The sequence below is a fragment of the Providencia sp. wls1916 genome, assembly GCF_009706585.1.
Lineage (GTDB): Bacteria > Pseudomonadota > Gammaproteobacteria > Enterobacterales > Enterobacteriaceae > Providencia > Providencia lanzhouensis.
In genome coordinates this window covers 76,465-91,447 of the sequence record NZ_WLUL01000011.1, presented here as the reverse complement: position 1 = coordinate 91,447, position 14,983 = coordinate 76,465, and the positions used below count along the sequence as shown (strand labels likewise).

Genomic DNA, 14,983 nt, shown 5'->3' with positions numbered 1-14,983 from the left:
CTTAACGCACCTTCAATGTTGCTAGTCCAATCAGAACTAACATGAGAGAGATAATCCAGAAACGCACGATAACGCGTGGTTCCGGCCAACCTTTCAATTCATAGTGATGGTGAATTGGTGCCATACGGAAAATTCGTTGACCACGTAATTTGAAGGAGCCAACTTGTAAAATCACCGACAGTGTTTCAACCACAAACACACCGCCCATGATCACTAATAAGAATTCTTGGCGCAGTAAAACAGCGATAGTTCCTAATGCTCCACCTAATGCCAAAGAGCCTACATCACCCATAAATACTTGTGCTGGGTAGGTGTTGAACCATAAGAAGCCTAAGCCTGCCCCAACAATCGCCGTACACACAATCACTAATTCCCCCGCGTGCGGTAAGAATGGAATGTGTAAATAGTTAGCAAAGTTAACGTTACCCGTTGCCCATGCGACTAATGCAAAACCTGCGGCAACAAACACGGTTGGCATAATCGCTAAACCGTCTAACCCATCGGTTAAGTTAACGGCGTTACTGGTTCCAACGATAACGAAGTAAGCCAGTAAAATGTACAGCACACCTAATTGCGGCATCACATCTTTAAAGAATGGAACCACTAACTGAGTTGCTGGTGTATCTTTACCAATCGCATACATAGAGAATGCAACAACGAGCGCCAATACTGATTGCCAGAAGTATTTCCAACGTGCAATCAAACCACGGGTGTCTTTTCGAACGACTTTGCGGTAATCATCAACAAAACCAACAATACCGTAGCCCACTAAAACCAGCAGCACACACCAGACGTATGGATTATCCAAACGCGCCCATAACAGCACTGACATGCAGATAGAAAATAGGATTAAAATCCCACCCATCGTTGGCGTGCCACGTTTACTAAAGTGAGATTCAGGGCCCTCGTTACGTACCACTTGCCCAATTTGCATTTTTTGCAAATAAGCTATCAGGTGCGGCCCCATCCACAGAGCAATAACTAATGCTGTCAGCAAACCGACAATGGCTCTGAACGTCAAATAGGAGAAGACGTTAAAAGCAGAAAATTTATGAACCAATAATTCGGCTAACCAGACTAACATTCGAAGCACTCCTTCAATGCATTCACGACATCTTCCATCGCGGAGCTGCGTGAACCTTTAACTAAAATAGAAACAACATCATTCTGCTGTGCTAGCGGAATTAGTCGGGTTAATAAATCTTGTTTCGCGGTAAAATGCTCACCACGTTCGCTAGATTGGCTAATGATTTCGCTTAACTGTCCAACACTAAGAACTTTATCCAAACCCGCTTGCTTCGCGGCTAAACCAACACGTTCGTGGCACTCATGGGCATAATCACCAAGCTCCCCCATGTCACCGACAACCAAAATGCGATAGCCCGGCATTTTCGCCAGCACATTAATCGCTGCAATCATCGAACCATCATTGGCATTATAGGTATCGTCCAGTACGACTTTCGTCTCACTTAAACTCACTGGGAATAAACGCCCAGGTACCGCTTTCGTGGTAGCTATACCTTGTTTGATATCTTCTAAGGTTGCTCCCACAGAAATGGCTAATGCACTTGCCGCTAAAACATTGGCAATGTTATGTACACCCGGTAATGGCAATGTGATCTCAACCTGCCCTACCGGCGTATGTAGCGTAAAATCAGTTGTCAGCTGTTTGATTTGAATATCTGAAGGATAGAAATCCGCTTTTTCAGTCAGCGAGTAATACCAAATGGTTTGACGAGGGTTAAATTGCCACTTATCCGAGTAGCTATCTAAGTTCACAATCGCCGTGCCTTCATCTGGCAGACCTTGGTAGATTTCACCTTTGGCTTTAGCAACGCCTTCTGGGGAACCAAAACCAGCAAGATGCGCACCAAATAAGTTATTCACTAATGCAGTTTCTGGCTTAACGATATTGGTTGTGTATTCAATTTCATGTGGGTGATTAGCCCCCATTTCGATCACGGCAAATTGGTATTCATCCGTTAAACGGAACAGCGTCAGTGGAACACCAATATCATTATTCAAGTTACCTGCGGTATATAAGGTTTTACCGCGTTGCGCCAGAATCGAGGCAGTCATCTCTTTCACGGATGTTTTGCCGGAAGAGCCAGTCAACCCAACCACTCTCGCTTTAGATTGTTGGCGAACCCAAGCGGCGATTTGCCCCATCGCGATACGCGTATCTTCAACAATCACCTGTGGGCAGCTCACTTCCAGTTGATGGTCAACTAACAGTGCTGCGGCACCCGCATCCACCACTTGAGCGGCAAAATCATGGGCATCAAAACGCTCGCCTTTTAAGGCAATAAACAGGCAGCTAGCATCGATTTTACGGCTATCGGTACTCACGTTTAATAACGCTAATTCGTTATTGCTCGCTTTTTCAATACGACCGTGAGTGATTTGTGCCAGCTGGGTTAAGGTCATCGGGATCATGCCATCACCCCCAACAATCTTGCGACAGTCAAGCGGTCTGAATAATCTAAACGGCGAGAACCAATAATTTGATAATCTTCATGACCTTTACCCGCCACTAAAATCACATCATCAGGTTGTGCTTGTAAGATAGTGTTGGTAACGGCTTCTGGGCGCCCTGGGATCGCAAATACGCGGCTAGAATCCAAAATACCCGCCATGATGTCGTTGATAATATCCAGCGGATCTTCGCTGCGAGGGTTATCGTCGGTGATCACGACTTTATCAGCGTATTGTTCAGCAGAAGCACCCATCAGAGGGCGTTTGCCTTTATCTCTATCACCGCCACAACCAAAGACACACCACAACTTGCCTTTACAATGTAAACGCGCAGCCGCTAACGCTTTTTCTAATGCGTCAGGGGTATGAGCATAATCCACAACCACAGTTGGTTTGCCTGCAACGCTGAAAACTTCCATACGGCCACAGACTGGCATTAATGCGCCGGTTGTCGCTAAAAGCTTCTCTAATGGATAATCCATCATCAATAGCGTCGCCATCGCCAGCAATAAGTTGCTTACGTTAAACGCCCCCATTAATGGGCTTTCAAACGAACCTTCACCCCAACTTGACATGAAATGAATAGTTGCGCCTTTATCGTGATAATCCACGTCGGTGGCTTTTAACCATGGACCTTGCCAGTTAGCTGGAATACGATTCTCCATCGTCACCGCACAAGCTTGCGGCAAACGCTGCAACCACTTCAGCCCGACTTCATCATCAGCATTAATAATTTGAGTTTTGGTTTGATGAGTAGAAAACAGTAACCATTTAGCGGCTTCATAGTTAGCCATATCACCATGATAATCAAGATGATCACGGCTTAAGTTAGTGAACACTGCCGCATCAAATTGCAGCGCAGCAACACGACCTTGCACCAAGCCATGAGAAGAAACTTCCATCGCCGTCAACGTCGCTTTTTTATTCAGTAATTGAGTCAGTTCTAATTGGATATCAACAGCGGAGCCTGTGGTGTTCTCGCTTGGAGAAACTTGCCCCAGTAGCCCATTACCTACCGTTCCCATCACTGCTGATGTTTCGCCTAATCCTTTTGCCCATTGCGCAATTAATTGCGTGGTGGTGGTCTTACCGTTGGTCCCCGTCACACCCACTAATTTCATTTGGGATGAAGGTTGATGGTAAAACTCACCCGCTAATGCGGATAAACGATTGTTTAGGTCGTTAAGATAAATGACAGGCACACCATGAATAAAGCGAATTTCGCCTTCTTCTGCTTCGCCTTGTGCTTCTGCGATAACCGCAGAAACCCCTTGTGCGATAGCTTGAGGAATATAGTGTCTACCATCTGACTGATGGCCTTTTATAGCAATAAACAGATCGCCCGCGGCAGCCTTTCGACTGTCTAGCGTCATCTCTCGTAAAGAGATATTTGTTGTACTCACACCAAATGGGGCGAGGAGTTCACAAAGATTACGATCTGCCACTTTTAACCTCTTTTTGACTGTTCACGATTTCACTTTTATCGTCTGTTTGCAATGCATCAGGCTCGACGTTCATGAGACGTAAAACCCCGCCCATGATAGAACCAAAGATAGGTGCAGATACTGCACCTCCGTAGTACTTACCGGCTTTTGGATCGTTGATTAACACAACGAGGGCATAGCGCGGGTTGCTTGCGGGAGCAACCCCTGCGGTATAAGCGATATATTCATTGATATAGCGCCCTTCAGGTCCGACTTTTTTCGCGGTACCTGTTTTAATTGCAATACGATAGCCTTTAATTGCGGCACGTGTTCCCCCGCCACCTGGCAGAGCAACACTTTCCATCATATGCACAACGGTGCGCATTATTGGCTCAGGAAACACTCGCGTCCCCGGAACAGGCGGGTCGACTTTAGTAATCGATAACGGGCGATATATCCCAAAACTACCGATCGTTGCATAGGCACGCGCAAGTTGTAATGGAGTCACCATCTGCCCGTACCCGAAAGAAAAGGTGGCCCTTTCTAAATCTGACCACCGTGTTTTTTTACTTGGAAAGATGCCACTACTTTCCCCGACTAACCCCAGATTAGTCGGCTTGCCAAACCCAAAGCGGCTATACACGTCCACCAGCTCTGTAGCAGGCATCGCTAACGCTAATTTTGAAACACCAACGTTACTCGACTTCTGTAAAATACCCGTAATGGATAACTCTGCGTAACGCGCAACGTCTTTGATTTCATGACCATTAACGCGGTACGGATAGGTATTTAATACGGTATTTTCTTTTATAATTTTGTTTTGTAGCGCACTCATGACGACAAGTGGCTTCACGGTTGAACCCGGTTCAAAAATATCCGTGATAGCACGGTTACGCATAAAATCCATCGGCGTACCCGCGAGATTATTTGGGTTATAGGATGGACTGTTTGCCATCGCTAAAATTTCCCCAGTATTCACATCCACCAGGATTGCCACACCGGACTCAGCTTTGTTCTCTTGAACGCCTTTCGTCAGCTCGCGATACACAATAGATTGAATACGCTCATCAATACTGAGCATCAAATTATGTGCTGCTTGGCTATCGACGGAAGAGACGGTCTCAATCACGCGTCCATTACGATCTTTACGTACCGTACGTTCACCCGGAGAGCCTTTTAACCAACGGTTAAAGCTTTTTTCTACCCCTTCAATGCCTTCACCATCGATATTTGTTACGCCTAATAAGTGGGCTGTAACCGGACCTGATGGGTAATATCGGCGAGATTCTTTACGTAAATAGATCCCCGGAACTTTTAGTTTGCGGACATATTCACCGATGGAGGGGTTAACTTGACGAGCGAGGTAAACAAAGCGCCCTTTCGGGTTAGCAGAAATTTTGGTGGTGATTTGTTCAAGAGGAATATCTAATGCATCGGCGAGCGCTTTCCAGTGTTCATCGTTACTTACGCCGCCTTTTTCAAAGACTTCTTTAGGATCAGCCCAGATAGCGTTAACCGGAACACTGACTGCTAATTGGCGACCTTCACGGTCACTGATCATTCCTCGAGCCGTTGATACTTCTTGAACGCGAAGGGAGCGCATATCTCCCTCTTTAACCAGTTTTTCAGGGGCAATAATTTGTAGGTACGCAACGCGAGTCAACAACCCTGCTAGTGCCAACCCAATACATCCACACAACAAAACAAAACGCCAGCGAACAAAGCTGGTGACTTCTTCTGTTTTCTTGTTCTTAGCGGGTTTGGTTGCTTTCATTCTTAACCTTCGTTATTGCTTGGAAACAATAATGTTTTCTTGGGATGGCTCCACATGAACCATTTGTAATTTCTCAACAGATAAACGCTCAACACGGCTGTGACTGGCTAACGCATTCTCTTCAAGAATCAAGTTTCGCCATTCGATATCGAGAAAATCTTTTTCTTCGTACAACTTATCTTTGGCGGCGGTCAGCAGTCGTGTTTCATGAGCGGTGGTCACCACAAACACAGCGCTAATCACTATCGCGGCTAGCAAAATCATCGGAATAATTCCGTAACGAAATAAATCGCGACCGATGACTCTGGCTAAACTGTGTCTTTCTGGTGTCATTACTCTACCGCTCTCTCTGCAAAACGTAACACCGAGCTACGTGCTCGTGGGTTTTCGTCAACTTCAATCTCGGAAGGCTTCATTTTGCCTAATGCGCGTAATTTAGCGGCACCTAGCTCTTTAATTTGCGCTTCTGTCAGCGGGATCCCCGCAGGAACAGAAGGTCCGGTACTGTTTTGACGAATAAAGCGTTTTACTAATCTGTCTTCCAATGAATGGAAACTGATTACGGATAAACGCCCTTCAGGTGCTAAAACAGACATCGCACCATTTAATGCTTTCTCAATCTCTTCCAGCTCGCTATTGATATAAATACGAATCGCTTGGAAGCTGCGGGTTGCTGGGTGCTTATGTCGGTCTTTAATCGGACTGACTTTGGCAATCAGCTCGGCCAAATGACGCGTACGCGTTAGCGGCTCTTCTTCTGGATTATGGTTACGCTCAACGATGGCTCTTGCGATGCGCTTTGCAAAACGCTCTTCACCAAATGTTTTTAATACCCATGCGATGTCGTCAGCTTCTGCCGTCATCAGCCATTGCTGCGCTGATTGACCACGCGTTGGGTCCATTCGCATATCCAGTGGTCCATCACGCATAAATGAGAATCCACGCTCTGGGTCATCTAACTGCGGCGAAGAGACACCGAGATCCAGCAACACACCATCAATCTTGCCCACTAAGCCTTCTTCTTCCACATAATCTGCAATTGCTGAAAATGGGCCATGCTTAATCATAAAACGTGGGTCATCAATTCCTTGAGCGGCTTTAATCGCCTCTGGGTCACGGTCAATGGCAATCAAGCGACCTTGCTCTCCCAGTTGGCTTAAAATCAAGCGAGAGTGTCCACCGCGACCAAATGTGCCATCAATATAGATACCATTTGGTTTAAGATTTAAGCCGTTCACTGCTTCATCGAGCAGTACTGTTACATGTTTAAATTGCTGCTGTGTCATTGTTATAGTGACAAATCCTGTAGACGGGCGGACAGCGGTTCGTCGGCTAGACGCTCAGCAGCGATGTCATTTTCCACTTGCTGGTACCACATCTGTTCATCCCAAATTTCAAATTTATTTATTTGGCCCACCAACATGACCTCTTTTGTTAGCCCTGCGTGTTGACGCAGCGTGCTAGCTAGCAAAAGACGTCCTGCATTGTCTATCTGACATTCACTGGCATGACCAAGTAAAAGGCGCTGTACTCGACGTTCTGCGGGATTCATGGTGGATAACTTAGATAGTTTTTCCTCAATGATTTCCCATTCGGGTAAGGTATAAAGCAGCAGGCATGGCTGGTGAAGGTCAATGGTACATACCATTTGCCCTTTCGATTCCTCGCTCAGCATTCCTCGATAACGAGTAGGCACGGTTAGCCGCCCTTTGCTGTCGAGATTAACCAGTGTAGCCCCACGAAACATACCTGATTTTTCCCCTTTATTTCCAACTGCCCCACTTTACCCCACAATTCTCCACTTATAAAGTTTACGAATGGTATGAAAACGTTGTCAAGCCAGCCGCACGTAGCTTTAGCTTTATTTACAGAACGTTTTAGAAAAGAAAAAGTGGGAAAAAATCTTACTTGGAAAGAAAAAGAGAAATAACGAGTTGATATAATTCACTTATTTATAAAACGCAGGTAAAACATATTTAAATCTATTTCATTGCTGCAAAATCATACAAATTTGAGTAAATGATATATACGTCTCATTTTTAATCAGTTTATTTCGTGTCTATTTTTTACCTTTTGATCATCATTTATTGATGATTATTTAAACAAAACTACCAAATAATACGTATTTCAATATAAAATCATTATATTTCAACACATTAAATAACTGTTTTAATTCACAGTGTTATTTTGCTGACAATAATTTGCTCATTGTATTTATCGGTTTTTTTATGGGTAAATAAAAAATTAATTTGTCAAAAAAACAATCGATGCAAAATAATCAAAAAAAGTATTAGGAAAACTCCTAAAGTGAAATATTTACAGGATAACGCAATAAAAAAAATCGCAATCACCCATAAATTTCACCAAAAAAAAGCCCCTAATAGATAGGGGCGGATATATTACTAAGAATCTTGGTTAACATCACTAACTATTAAACTGGTTTTTTCACCATTGGGTAAGGTTTATCCACTACTGTTTGCGACCTAAACTACCACGGCGACATAAGTCCCTGCGAATTCGACGAATTCCAGTTTCTGGCTTCTGCTTCTCATCTAGGCTGGCTAATACCAATTCTAAAATACGCTCTGCGATATCGCGGTGACGCTGAGCAAGAGACAGCACAGGGCAACCGAGGAAATCCAGCAATTCGTTATCACCAAAAGTACTGATAACCATATTTTCGGGTAACCGACCATTGCGTTTCAATGCCACATCCAACACGCCTTGCAGCAAAGAAAATGACGTTGTAAATAACGCATCCGGCATCGCGTTACCGCTATCTAGCCAATGAGAGAAAACATCTGCTGCAGCATCGCGCTCATAACTATTGGCGTAGAGATAATTGACTTCACGAGAGTCCCCTTCCCATGCCTTACGGAAACCTTGCTCACGTAAATAGCTAACAGAAAGTTCAGGTAATGCCCCGAGATACAAGACCGATTCAGCTGAGAATTTTCGTAATTCTTTAGAGATCATCAGCGCATCTTCTTGGTCATCACCGACCACGCTAATGAAATGCTCTTTTTCTAATGCTCTATCCAGCGCGATGATAGGTAGTGAACGGTTTGCCCAACGCTGATAAAACGGATGTTCAGGAGGTAACGCGGTAGACACAATAATCGCGTCAACTTGGCGCTGAAGCAAATGTTCCACGCAACGAATTTCGTTGTCAGGTTGGTCTTCTGAACACGCAATTAAAAGCTGATATCCGCGCTGACGAGCCTGTCTCTCCAGATAATTGGCTATACGGGTATAGCTCGTATTTTCAAGATCAGGGATCACCAACCCGATAGAGCGAGTGCGACCTGCGCGTAACCCTGCAGCGACTGCGTTTGGATGGTAATTGTGCTCTCTGACGACTGCCATCACTTTTTCTACAGTTTTATCGCTGACTCGATACTGCTTGGCCTTGCCGTTGATCACATAACTAGCCGTTGTGCGGGAAACACCCGCTAGACGGGCTATCTCATCCAGTTTCACGTTAACCTCTTTGCAATTTGGGAAACAGCCCCGAGTCATTCGGGGCTTTAATCCGCTCTATTCTACCTGCGGCGGATAAATTTTTCATCGCATAATTTTATCGCCACGAGAAACGCCAACGATCCCTGAGCGTGCAACTTCAACAATTTCAGCAACACCACGCACAGCTTCAAGAAATGCATCTAGTTTATCGCTTGTTCCCGCGAGCTGAACGGTGTACAGCGTTGGTGTCACATCCACAATTTGCCCACGGAAAATATCGGCACTTCGCTTAATTTCATCACGTCCATAACCGGAGGCTTGCAGCTTCACTAGCATGATTTCACGCTCGATATGGGCTGACGCAGTCAGCTCGCTCACTCGCAGCACATCCACCAGTTTATGTAGCTGTTTTTCAATCTGCTCTAGCACCTTGGCATCCCCTTTTGTCTGGATGGTCATCCGTGACAATGTCGGATCGTCGGTCGGTGCTACGGTCAAGCTTTCGATGTTATAACCTCGCTGTGAAAAAAGCCCAATCACGCGAGATAGTGCCCCTGATTCATTCTCTAATAACACTGATAAGATACGACGCATGATCAAGTCCTCTCCGTTTTACTTAACCACATTTCATCCATTGCTCCACCACGGATTTGCATTGGGTAAACATGCTCAGTTTCATCAATATTAATATCTACAAACACCAGACGCTGGTTTTCATTCACTTCGACTAGCGCTTGTTTCAGCTTATCTTCAAGTTCATCTGGGGATGCGACTGAAATACCCACATGCCCGTAAGCCTCAGCTAATTTTGTGAAATTCGGCAATGACTGCATATAGGATTGCGAGTGACGACCTTGATAAATCATGTCCTGCCACTGTTTTACCATGCCAAGGAAACCGTTATTCAGGTTCAAAATCAACACCGGCAAACCATATTGCAGCGCGGTCGAAAGCTCTTGGATGTTCATCTGAATACTGCCGTCGCCAGTCACGCATACCACGGTGGATTTTGGGTGAGCCAGTTTCACCCCCAAGGCTGCAGGTAAACCAAAGCCCATGGTGCCTAAGCCCCCTGAGTTAATCCAATGACGCGGTTTATCAAACGGATAATAAAGCGCAGCGAACATTTGGTGTTGCCCCACATCTGACGTCACATAGGCTTCACCGTTGGTTAAGCGGTAAATAGCCTCAATGGCTTGTTGTGGCTTCACTTTGTTTGGATTTAATGCATATTTTAGACACTGTTTTTCGCGCCAAATACCGATTTCCTTCCACCATGCTTGTAGTGCCGCAGTATCTTGCTCGGCAGCTGCATGGTCTAGTTGAGCAATCATCTGTTCTAACGTGAGTTTTGCATCACCAACAATAGGAATATCCGCTTTGACTGTTTTCGAAATTGAGGTTGGATCCACATCAATTTGAATCACAGTGGCATTCGGACAATATTTTTCTAAGTTATTGGTTGTACGGTCGTCAAAGCGAACACCAACAGCAAAAATCACATCAGAATGATGCATCACTTTATTAGCTTCGTAGGTACCATGCATGCCGAGCATACCCACAGATTGTTGGTGAGTTTCAGGGAATGCGCCTAGCCCCATCAATGTTGATACCACGGGTAACTGAAGTTTTTCAGCTAATGTCATTAGCTCCGCAGAGCAATTGGCATTGATCGTACCGCCACCGATATACATCACGGGCTTCTTCGCTGCGACTAATTTGGTCAGCGCTTTCTTAATTTGACCTTTGTGCCCCTGTAAGGTCGGATTGTATGAGCGCAGTGAGACGGATTCAGGATAGCGATAAGGGAATTTAGCGGCAGGATTCACCGTATCCTTTGGAAAGTCGATCACCACAGGTCCTGGGCGCCCACTCGCCGCAATATAAAACGCTTTTTTGATGGTTTCAGGGATCTCTTTCGCGTGTTTAATGAGAAAACTATGCTTCACGATTGGGCGCGAAATACCCACCATATCGCACTCTTGGAATGCATCGTTCCCAATTAATGAGCTGGCAACCTGCCCCGATAAAACCACCATGGGTACGGAGTCCATATATGCGGTAGCAATACCCGTTATCGCGTTGGTTGCGCCAGGTCCTGACGTTACCAACACCACGCCGACATCCCCTGTTGAGCGCGCATAGCCATCTGCCATATGCACCGCAGCTTGTTCGTGACGCACTAAAATATGCTCTACGCCACCCACGGTATGCAGTGCATCATAAATATCGAGAACTGCGCCCCCCGGATAGCCAAATACGTGCTTAACTCCTTGGTCAATCAATGATTTGACGACCATTTCTGCTCCCGACAACATCTCCATGAGTTTGCCCTCAGACTATTTGCAAGTTAACAGAGAGCCGTACGACCCTCTTTAATTTTTATTAAGTTAGTCATAAATTCAGCTATTAACATATCCCTACCATTTGTGGGACGCAAATTTGATTTCACAGAGAAATTAAGGAAGATTTCATTTTGTCTTGAACATGAAAATTCGGCAGATTCATTGACTAGTTTTCAATCAAAATAGAGCGGAAATAACTAAAAGGTAAGCAAAAATAGTGGCAACGCGATTTTACATAAATAGCAGGTAAAACAAAGCCCTTCAGGGATAACTCCTGAAGGGCTTGGAAAATATGATTAAATATCAAATTACTCTTGATACATGGATTCAATTTCTAATCGGTAGCGCTCTGAAATAATTTTACGGCGTAATTTCAGTGTAGGCGTTAATTCCCCTTTCTCCATTGAGAAGTTGCTTGGTAACAGTGTAAAACGCTTCACTTGATGGAAGTTTTCCAGATTTTTTTGCAGCTCTTTGAGGCGACCTTCAAACAACGCGACAATTTTAGAATCTTTTAACAGTTCCAAACGATCACGGTATTTTAAGTTAATTGAATTTGCATACTCTTCAAGGCTGTCATAGCAAGGCACAATCAGCGCAGAGACAAATTTACGTGCATCGGCAATGACGGCAATGTGCTCAATAAAACGATCTTGACCTAAAACACCTTCGATAACCTGTGGCGCAATATATTTTCCGTTAGACGTTTTCATTAAATCTTTTAGTCTATCCGTAATATATAAGTTGCCCTGCTCATCGATTTTTCCGGCATCCCCTGTACGTAACCAGCCATCAGCCGTGAATGTATCTATCGTTTCTTGTGGGCGATTATAGTAGCCTTTCATAACGACAGGGCCTTTAACTTGGATCTCGTCATTTGCTCCAATACGCACAGAAATGGCAGAAAGCGGCGTACCAATAGAGCCTAATGGGTATTTATTCGCTTCCCAACACGAAACTGTCGCGCAGGTTTCACTCATCCCATAGCCATATTTAATATCCACACCCGCAGATAAGAAAAATGCAATCACATCATCATCGAGACGCGCGCCCGCCGCTGGCATAAAACGAATACGACCACCGAGCCCTTGGCGAATTTTGCTCAGAACCAGCTTATCTGCCAATGCATATAAGCGGTTGTTGATAAATGAAAGTGATTTACCTTTTGCCATCGCCTTCACTTTTTGTTTCCCTATCGCAATCGCCCATTTGAAAATTGCACGACGCATGAAAGGCGATTGCGATACTTTACTTTGTACTGCACTGTAAACTTTCTCATAGAAACGCGGTACGGCACACATCACCGTTGGTTTAACATCAGTAAGAGCCTCTTTCACCAAATTAGTATTGGTTAAATAGACATTGCGCGCGCCGCTGTGCATGACATAAAAACTCCATGCACGTTCAAAAACGTGGGAAAGTGGTAGGAAACATAATGAAACATCGTCTTCGGACAGTTCTAAACGGTTGTCATGAAGATAAAGCTGGGCTGCCATATTGTAGTAATCCAGCATCACCCCTTTCGGTTCACCCGTGGTGCCCGAGGTATAAATAATGGTGAATAAATCACTTAAATTTTGAGCCGCAATTCGCGCATCTAATTCAGCTTGATATTGAGGCTGAGCGAGGGACATAAATGTCGATAAGTGCATGCTGTTAGCCACTTGCCCATCTAATGCAACATTATCGTCTAATGCAATGATAGCGGAGAGCTGTGGGCAATGTGTGAGTAATTGGCAAGCAACTTGGTATTGTTCTTGAGCACCAACAAAGAGGATCTTAATGTTGGCGTCATTAATGATATAGGCGGCTTGATCAATGCTGCTTGTGGCATAGAGAGGTACCGTCACGGCTTTGATTTGTAGTGCCGCGATATCGACCAAAGACCAATTCATACTATTATGAGCAAAAAGCCCAATATTCTCTTGCGGGGCAACGTTCATCGCCAAAAGCTGACGGGCAATCGCGATGGTTTTAGTGTCTACTTCCGCCCAAGTCAATTCTGATTGATGTCCGTTGTCCCATTGACTGAAAGCTATCCGATCCGCTGACTCGCTCGCGTCCATTCTGGAACGTATGCGGTTAACAATATGATATGGATATAGATTTTCAGTAATCAAAGTGTATTCCCTATAGGTCATTAGAATTTTAAGTCATTCGGCAAACTCACAAACAACCTAATCTTAATACTTTTTATTATTTCAGCTTACATCTGTTAGCTGAATATTTTGAGTGTATAGCGGAAAGATAAACGAGGAAAGGAATAAAGTGTAAATTTTTTGCAAATGCTACAGACACAACAAAACTCGCCATTTTTTTCATCATGGCGAGTTAGTATTTAGGGGAATATGCTAAGGTTGCCTTAGAATGAATTGAGCCAATTTAGCTTACAGCTGTTCTATCATTTGGCAAAACTGCGCTTTCATCCATTGATGGCCTTTATCTCGCGCCGTCGATTCATGCCACGTTAAATAACATGGGCGAGAACTCTCTTCCCAAGGCAATGATAAGGTACGCAGTTGCAGCTGACTTGCATGATGTTCCACTAACCATTTGGGGGCAATAGCCACTAAATCTGTTTGTGCCACAATGTTCAATACACTGTTTAAGTCAGTTCCTTGATAACTGACAGTGTGGGAAAGTTCCGTATTATGGTAATATAGTTTGCTAAATGACCCAATATTATCCATTGCCATAATAGCGTGTCTTTCACTCACTAACATTTCTTGATTAATAGTATCTTCAATTCTTGGATGTTGATTAGCGACAACTAAAACCAATTCATCATTAAATAAAACCTGATGTTGATACTCGGGTTTTTCGAATTGATTATATCCCAAGAAAAAATCTATCTCTTGGTATTTTAATTGATGCGCTATATTATTTCCTAAAAAAGAATGAATAAAAACTTGAACATTTGGCGACGCAATTTTAAATTTATCAACAATTATTGCCGCTAAGCGAATATCTAATGGAGAGCAAATAGATAAGCTAAATGCTCTTTCGCTTTGCTTAGGATCAAACCCTGCCCCCGGTAATTCATTATGCACCAATTGAAGAGCTTGCCTTACTGGTCCAAATAATTGTTTTGCGCGCGAAGTCGGTTGAATTCCACGCCCATAGCGAACAAATAATTCGTCATTGAACATGGATTTCAAGCGGGATACGGCGTTACTTACTGCAGGCTGAGACATACCGAGAACTTGCGCTGCACGAGTGACATTTTGCATTTGCATCACAACATCAAAAACAGTTAATAAGTTCAAATCAACATTGCGCAGATGAATATCGCTACTTTCTTTTTTTGCTGTTGAGATCGTATCAAAATCAGTCATTTTTAACTCCACTAAATATATTTATCATTTTTAATTAATGAACATGATCCATCAAAGCAATATTGACGAAAAATATAAAATCATTAAATATTATTTTTAAAACAACTTATACATGATAAGTTATTTCGCTTTCCCTGCATTTATTAAAACGACGCTTCTATTCTTTTT

At 43.9% G+C, this 14,983-nt stretch carries 12 protein-coding genes; all 12 read right to left on the bottom strand.

Going from position 1 to position 14,983, the window contains the following annotated elements:
• Position 1 precedes the first annotated feature (1 nt).
• The 12 genes from mraY to leuO all read right to left on the bottom strand — a co-directional run bounded on the left by mraY (position 2) and on the right by leuO (position 14,815).
• Complete coding sequence (gene mraY / locus GKR61_RS07215; protein WP_036951201.1) at positions 2 to 1,084, bottom strand: phospho-N-acetylmuramoyl-pentapeptide-transferase; 1,083 nt, start codon at positions 1,082 to 1,084, stop codon at positions 2 to 4.
• Positions 1,078 to 2,436, bottom strand: coding sequence for a UDP-N-acetylmuramoyl-tripeptide--D-alanyl-D-alanine ligase (murF, locus tag GKR61_RS07210; RefSeq protein WP_108478286.1), 1,359 nt, complete (start codon positions 2,434 to 2,436; stop codon positions 1,078 to 1,080). Before murF ends, mraY begins: the two co-directional genes overlap by 7 nt.
• The gene (murE, locus tag GKR61_RS07205) at positions 2,433 to 3,920 is read right to left on the bottom strand and encodes a UDP-N-acetylmuramoyl-L-alanyl-D-glutamate--2,6-diaminopimelate ligase (protein WP_036951203.1); all 1,488 of its coding nucleotides are present in this window, start codon (positions 3,918 to 3,920) and stop codon (positions 2,433 to 2,435) included. Before murE ends, murF begins: the two co-directional genes overlap by 4 nt.
• Complete coding sequence (gene ftsI, locus GKR61_RS07200) at positions 3,907 to 5,673, bottom strand: peptidoglycan glycosyltransferase FtsI (RefSeq protein WP_036951204.1); 1,767 nt, start codon at positions 5,671 to 5,673, stop codon at positions 3,907 to 3,909. The genes murE and ftsI overlap by 14 nt, the downstream gene beginning before the upstream one ends.
• Before the next feature lie 12 nt (positions 5,674 to 5,685).
• Positions 5,686 to 6,006, bottom strand: a complete 321-nt coding sequence (gene ftsL / locus GKR61_RS07195; RefSeq protein WP_036951205.1) for a cell division protein FtsL — start codon at positions 6,004 to 6,006, stop codon at positions 5,686 to 5,688.
• Positions 6,006 to 6,959 carry a 16S rRNA (cytosine(1402)-N(4))-methyltransferase RsmH gene (gene rsmH, locus GKR61_RS07190; protein ID WP_108478287.1) on the bottom strand — a complete coding sequence of 318 codons (954 nt, stop codon included), beginning with the start codon at positions 6,957 to 6,959 and terminating at the stop codon, positions 6,006 to 6,008. The genes ftsL and rsmH overlap by 1 nt, the downstream gene beginning before the upstream one ends.
• Before the next feature lie 2 nt (positions 6,960 to 6,961).
• The gene (mraZ, locus tag GKR61_RS07185; protein WP_036951207.1) at positions 6,962 to 7,420 is read right to left on the bottom strand and encodes a division/cell wall cluster transcriptional repressor MraZ; all 459 of its coding nucleotides are present in this window, start codon (positions 7,418 to 7,420) and stop codon (positions 6,962 to 6,964) included.
• A gap of 722 nt (positions 7,421 to 8,142) precedes the next feature.
• Positions 8,143 to 9,153 (bottom strand): catabolite repressor/activator, encoded by a 1,011-nt coding sequence (gene cra, locus GKR61_RS07180; protein ID WP_036951208.1) that lies wholly within the window; start codon positions 9,151 to 9,153, stop codon positions 8,143 to 8,145.
• Positions 9,154 to 9,237: 84 nt separating this feature from the next.
• Entirely contained in the window at positions 9,238 to 9,729 is a 492-nt protein-coding gene (ilvN, locus tag GKR61_RS07175; RefSeq protein WP_036951209.1) for an acetolactate synthase small subunit, read from the bottom strand.
• A 2-nt stretch (positions 9,730 to 9,731) separates the two neighbouring features.
• The gene (gene ilvI / locus GKR61_RS07170; protein ID WP_036951210.1) at positions 9,732 to 11,459 is read right to left on the bottom strand and encodes an acetolactate synthase 3 large subunit; all 1,728 of its coding nucleotides are present in this window, start codon (positions 11,457 to 11,459) and stop codon (positions 9,732 to 9,734) included.
• Positions 11,460 to 11,788: 329 nt separating this feature from the next.
• Complete coding sequence (locus GKR61_RS07165; RefSeq protein WP_154639693.1) at positions 11,789 to 13,546, bottom strand: AMP-dependent synthetase/ligase; 1,758 nt, start codon at positions 13,544 to 13,546, stop codon at positions 11,789 to 11,791.
• Positions 13,547 to 13,867: 321 nt separating this feature from the next.
• Entirely contained in the window at positions 13,868 to 14,815 is a 948-nt protein-coding gene (gene leuO, locus GKR61_RS07160) for a transcriptional regulator LeuO (protein WP_154600051.1), read from the bottom strand.
• Positions 14,816 to 14,983: the final 168 nt, after the last annotated feature.

Coding starts and splice junctions, on each gene's coding strand:
- mraY (WP_036951201.1), bottom strand. CDS start 1,084: ATGTTAGTCTGGTTAGCCGAATTATTGGTTCATAAATTTTCTGCTTTT.
- murF (WP_108478286.1), bottom strand. CDS start 2,436: ATGATCCCGATGACCTTAACCCAGCTGGCACAAATCACTCACGGTCGT.
- ftsI (WP_036951204.1), bottom strand. CDS start 5,673: ATGAAAGCAACCAAACCCGCTAAGAACAAGAAAACAGAAGAAGTCACC.
- ftsL (WP_036951205.1), bottom strand. CDS start 6,006: ATGACACCAGAAAGACACAGTTTAGCCAGAGTCATCGGTCGCGATTTA.
- rsmH (WP_108478287.1), bottom strand. CDS start 6,959: ATGACACAGCAGCAATTTAAACATGTAACAGTACTGCTCGATGAAGCA.
- mraZ (WP_036951207.1), bottom strand. CDS start 7,420: ATGTTTCGTGGGGCTACACTGGTTAATCTCGACAGCAAAGGGCGGCTA.
- ilvN (WP_036951209.1), bottom strand. CDS start 9,729: ATGCGTCGTATCTTATCAGTGTTATTAGAGAATGAATCAGGGGCACTA.
- ilvI (WP_036951210.1), bottom strand. CDS start 11,459: ATGGAGATGTTGTCGGGAGCAGAAATGGTCGTCAAATCATTGATTGAC.
- GKR61_RS07165 (WP_154639693.1), bottom strand. CDS start 13,546: ATGGACGCGAGCGAGTCAGCGGATCGGATAGCTTTCAGTCAATGGGAC.
- leuO (WP_154600051.1), bottom strand. CDS start 14,815: ATGACTGATTTTGATACGATCTCAACAGCAAAAAAAGAAAGTAGCGAT.